The 5236-nt window shown below is 38.9% G+C and carries 4 protein-coding genes and 2 riboswitches; all 4 genes read right to left on the bottom strand.

Features of this window, described 5'->3' with window-relative positions:
• Positions 1 to 45: 45 nt before the first annotated feature.
• A riboswitch (cyclic di-GMP riboswitch) is annotated at positions 46 to 119 on the bottom strand.
• Positions 120 to 231: 112 nt separating this feature from the next.
• Positions 232 to 305: riboswitch (cyclic di-GMP riboswitch) on the bottom strand.
• A gap of 468 nt (positions 306 to 773) precedes the next feature.
• Complete coding sequence (gene yaaA / locus T357_RS0118125; RefSeq protein WP_031555744.1) at positions 774 to 1520, bottom strand: peroxide stress protein YaaA; 747 nt, start codon at positions 1518 to 1520, stop codon at positions 774 to 776.
• Positions 1521 to 1574: 54 nt separating this feature from the next.
• On the bottom strand, positions 1575 to 2858 hold the full coding sequence (locus T357_RS21050) for a rhodanese-like domain-containing protein (RefSeq protein ID WP_081828254.1): 1284 nt from the start codon (positions 2856 to 2858) through the stop codon (positions 1575 to 1577).
• An 11-nt stretch (positions 2859 to 2869) separates the two neighbouring features.
• On the bottom strand, positions 2870 to 4573 hold the full coding sequence (locus T357_RS0118115) for a hypothetical protein (protein ID WP_031555739.1): 1704 nt from the start codon (positions 4571 to 4573) through the stop codon (positions 2870 to 2872).
• A gap of 268 nt (positions 4574 to 4841) precedes the next feature.
• Positions 4842 to 5207 carry an ACT domain-containing protein gene (locus T357_RS0118110; protein WP_031555559.1) on the bottom strand — a complete coding sequence of 122 codons (366 nt, stop codon included), beginning with the start codon at positions 5205 to 5207 and terminating at the stop codon, positions 4842 to 4844.
• Positions 5208 to 5236 lie beyond the last annotated feature (29 nt).

The raw sequence follows: 5236 nt of genomic DNA, 5'->3' as shown, positions 1-5236 counted from the left end.
CTACGAATATTGTTCTAACAAGGTTTCTCATTTTCTTTTCCTTTCAAGTGCAGCTGGCTGACCTTTCGGTCCCTGTAGCTTTGCGTCGCCGGATTTCTCCGGGTTTGCTATTTAAGTGAATCGGGATAAATAAAATTGGCACCGGGTTTTGTACCCTGTGCCAGTTAACCTAGAACCTTCTTGAATTAATTCTGATTCGAGAACTAACCTTCGGAGCCTTAGCTCCATGAAGATTGCAACTGGCTGGCCTTTCGGCCCCTGTAGTTTTGCGTCGCCGGATTTCTCCGGGTTTGCCCAACTAAGATCTAGGTTGGATCTTAGCTTAAAGAGAAGCGAACCTTTTTTTTGGTCCCTTTCTTTTCTCATCTCCTCTTTACAATACTAATTATACTATAAATAATTTAAATTGCAATAACTTTAGTTAAAATTAATAAATTAAATTCTATTTTTAATTTGTTTATCGCATTCTATATTTAATATTTTAACCTTTTAAACGTTTACTTATATCCTAATCCCATAATTAAGACAATTTCAGTATATTTTTGCTCATATTATCGGCTACATTTAAATAGTGCCGATAACATTGGGATACCTGATCATTTCTTCTCATATCCGGTCATCATTGTCATCACAAAACAGAATACTGTAGCCCATGCAAAAAACTTATGCCATTTCATAAATCAATCCTTTTGAATTTTAAAACTCTTCGTAGTAAGTGTTATTCAATGGTATACTCAAGCTTCTCATATTTAAGCTTTATAAAAAAGACAAAATCATTTTCTTCTTTCAAAAACCAGTTCATCACTTTTAGATAAATCATTCCTGAATACATATCCAAGACGGTCAAAGTTCTTTATCTCATTTGGATCTTCTATCATGTTCTCTGCCATGAACCTTACCATCTCGCCACGTGCCATCTTTGCATATGTACCCTTTGTCACAAGCTTTCCATTTACAGTCTCGCCAAAAGTTACAGTTAAAAATGTATCATCCGGCTTCAGATACTTTTCTATACACTTTGAATATTCCTTAGAAGCAAGATTAATGATAATTCCGGTTCCATCCCTTACTTCATCATAAAGTTTCTGTCCCCAAAGTTCATATAGATCTTTATGACCACATAAACTTACCTTTGCCTGCATCTCAAGTCTATATGGAGTCACACCATCTAAAGGCTTCAGGACTCCGTAGAATCCCGACAGGATCCTCAGATGTTCCTGAACATAATCTATGGAGCTCTTCTCAAATACTGCAGGTGCCATGTATTGGTAGGCAAGACCTTCATATGAAATTATCGCCGGAGTTAAGCCACTGTGTAAATCCATATCCCTGATACGTTCATAATTCTGCTTCGCTATCTTCTCATTGCAGCCCCACAATTTTTGAAGTTCTGATAGCGAATGATCACAAAGCCAGGACAGGATACATGCTGTCTGTTCAAGGAATACGGGAAGATCCTTATAATCCAGTTTATCAGTATCCTTATTCATTTTTTTAGCAGGCGATAAAATAATTCTCATAGTTTAAAAATTCATCAAAATGTATGTCAATGTCCTTGCTGAAGCCGTTTTCGCCTACTTACCTACATCTGATATTCTTCTGCCTTCCGGCAAAACAACAGGCGGTTCTTTTGGATGAAGCTCTTCATTTGCAGCAAGAAATTTCCCGGATTCTACATCATATTTGTACCACCTTGTAACTGACCCCTTTACTCCCATAGTAACCACTTCTGAGAGTGACCCGTCAGGATAAAGCTCTGCGATACCTCTATATGGTGCGCCATAAGAGTACACTGCGTCTCCGTCATGTGAATAAATATCCACTATCTGCCCATGATAGGTGATTATCATATCAATCCAGTCATCATTGTTTATGTCGTAATAGTGATACCAGACCTCGTCATTATTTGTTAATCTCGGCCAACCATGCTGAATGAGCTCTGTTTTGTAGCCTCGCTCCTTTAATTCTTCTTCTGTATAACCTGCATCCTGAGCTTCTTTGTAACTGAGTAAAACTCCCCAGTAAGGATCTACATTTTCGTCTACTACAGACTCCGTAAAATCGGTTACTGAGACCTCTTCTATTTTCACGCTCAAGTCTTCACTGACGATTACCTTATATTTCATGTCAAGGTTTTCCGCTATTGGTGAACGCGCCTCTATGAGCATGTCAGTTTCACCGGGTTTTGTACCGGTAAAAGTAAATATCACATCGTATCCGGCGCCTGTCATCATTTCATGATCTTCGCTGTCATACTTTCTGGTTGATGTATAAGATACAATGCTTTCGTCCTCTATGATTACATTAAAATCCGGTCCGCCTCCGTCAAAAGATTCAAAGCTCAGAGCTGCAGACTTATCATTCATTTCAGTATCTCCTGATGTTGTTTCTTGGGCTGTTGTTTCCTGTAATGTTGTTTCCTGTACGTCTTCACTTTTCACAACATCACCTGTCCAATCGATAATGCCTCCAAACTCGTAGACATTTTTATATCCCATATCAGCAAGTTTCTGTGAAGCTTCCACGCTTCTTCGTCCGCTTCGACAGTAAACAAGGATGATCTGATCAAATTCCGGAAGTTCTTTTGGGGGTTCATTTTCTATACTTTCATTTGGTATAAGAATGGCTCCCGGGATATGCCCTTCATCATATTCATCCTGTCTCCTGACATCTACTATCACATGACCGTCATCCTGTTCCATCATGCGTTTCGCTTCATCCTGATTTATCTTTGTATATGGGTATGTCTGAAACATGCCGTCGCCATCCATTATCTGATCCCTTGATTCACATCCCGAAAGCAGAACTATTATAATTCCACATGCTGCAATAAAATGTTTCCTGAATGACTTTCTCATATATCTCTCCTTCAGCTTTTTCCGACAGGAGTCCATGAAAGCATCTGGCATTTACTTTCGTAATCATCCATTTTGTCAAAGAATTCACTGTCTGACATGTCAAGCTCTTCTGCTTTTCCGGCATCAAATATACCTGAAGTGTTGTGATATAATCCAATGTTTCCGACTTCTTTTTCATCAGAGAAATAAAAATCATCCCATACGATCTCTGTGCCGTCCGGACTCAGATGATTCTCACCGAAGATAGTGATTGCTGCTCCGCCGGAACCACTGTAATAGAAGTGATCATCTCCCATCCATTGATAACTGCTTCTTGCCCAGCCATCAAACACACTCTGCACTTCATCATCTTTTAATGTAAATAAGTTGAAAATGTAACTTCTTGGTTCGTTATCACCATATTTTTCATCACATCCTATGATCAGCTCCGGAATACCATCTCTGCTTACATCTTTTAGTACATATCCTACTGCCTTTGTAAGATCATCATCACCCGGATACATACATTTTTCCATCAGTCCATTTGATACGTACTTGTATTCCTTATCATGATCATAACCATTAGTCACGACCTCACGGACTTCCTCCAGGACCGGAGAATATAATGCTTCATAAGCAGCCAGATCCGCACTGCCCGGTTCGGAATCTTTACCCGCTTTCTTTACAACTTCATCCATGCTTGTAACATGAACATTACCGTCATTAACTCTTTTATATTTTCCGTTCTCAGGAAGTACATCAGGAAATTCAGAATTTTCAATTTTCAGAGTCAGATCATCCCCACTGACTTTATATCCACATGTCATCTCAAAAGGCATTCCGCCATATCCAAGACGGTTTGCCTGGCAGGAGAATGTCTCGTTCCCGTACTCACATCCTCCTGCCGCATAGAAAACTTCAGATCCCGGGTCTTTCTTATACATATAGAGATCAGAACCGGTAAATTCCAGATAAAGATCTGCTCCATCAGCATTATCAAGGATCCATAATCCATTTAACTCCTTAGCTCCTCCTTCAGCATCCCTTTTAAGGTATACGAAAGCATCTTCCACTCTGTCATCATTCAGGAAAAGTCTGCTGTCATCATTTTCCGGCACCAGAAAATCATCCTGTTCAAATCCCTCAAAAAGGATTCCTTCATCCGTAAGAGTTATTGTGCCCTTTTGACCCTGATCCCAATACAAACCTGCATTTGACATCACTGAAAATCTCAGTTCGTTTACAGTTACCATATCGCGGTATTCGCTTTTTAGGTCCTCCGGATCATTGGGTATAAACTCACAAGCCCAGAAGCTGTATGCATTAAGGCTCTCAGTATCTTCTGCCATTGCCTGTCCGCAATAAGCATAGAGATTGTCACCAAATGGGACGATATCCATGATATAGTATTCGTCATCACCGTTTTCACTGCCGTAATGATAGCTGTATTTTCCGGCCAGACGTTTAGCAAGAGACTTGTTTTCTGCATTTGAGTTAGCTGTTCCATCATTTTTATCAGAAGTTTTTTCTTCCATTGAAGTATCCGTATTCTTTTCCTGAGTAGCATCGCTTTCGGAAGATTCGGCCTCTGCATCACCGGATGTCTCTTTGTTTTCTTCAACGGATTCCTGTTCAGTAATACTGCTTTCTGCTGTATTTGAAACACTACCGCAGCCTGCAAGCAACGAGCAAGAGACAGCACAAACTAAAAATCTCATTAAATTACTTCTCGTCATAATAATATCCTCCTCAACTATTAACGCTGTTCTTAGAGCTTTAATATCTGAATCATTACTTTCATATTGAAATATTGTATAAGGCGCTGTAAGGTTTTGTTTATTTTATATAAAATCTACAAAACAGTAATATACACCTATAAAACATTATAATAGTTTTGTTTGTTTTTCACAGTAAAATATGTCATAAGCGGTAGATAAATGGTTTATTTCAAATAAAGCAAACCTCTATCTCATTTAGGATAGAGGTTATTCGTGCAATTTGAATTTATACTACTGTATATCCTTCAGAAGCTAAAATAGTCAAGGCTCGTTCATAGTTTTCTTCTTTCACAAGAATATAATCTGTGTTGTATGTTGATACCGCGAAGATGCCAATTTTATGATCCGCAAGGATGCCTGATAACTTTGACAGAATACCAATCAGTGAAAAATCGAGGATACCCTGAATGCGGAATCCTCTCCAGCCATCATCACGCTCGACCGTGTTTTGTGGCGTATCCTCCGTTTTACACACCAACGACAATTCTTCATCTGTCTTCCCGATAAAATAGAAATCAGACTCCATGTTTATATCCAATGCTTCTGTCACTTTACAGACAGTAAATTTATAATTGAGCCTTTTCAATTCCATTTAGATTATCCTCCTCACAAATACCGATT

The organism is Oribacterium sp. FC2011, assembly GCF_000701645.1.
Classification (GTDB): Bacteria; Bacillota; Clostridia; order Lachnospirales; family Lachnospiraceae; genus Oribacterium.
This window is presented reverse-complemented; position numbering and strand designations above follow the sequence as displayed.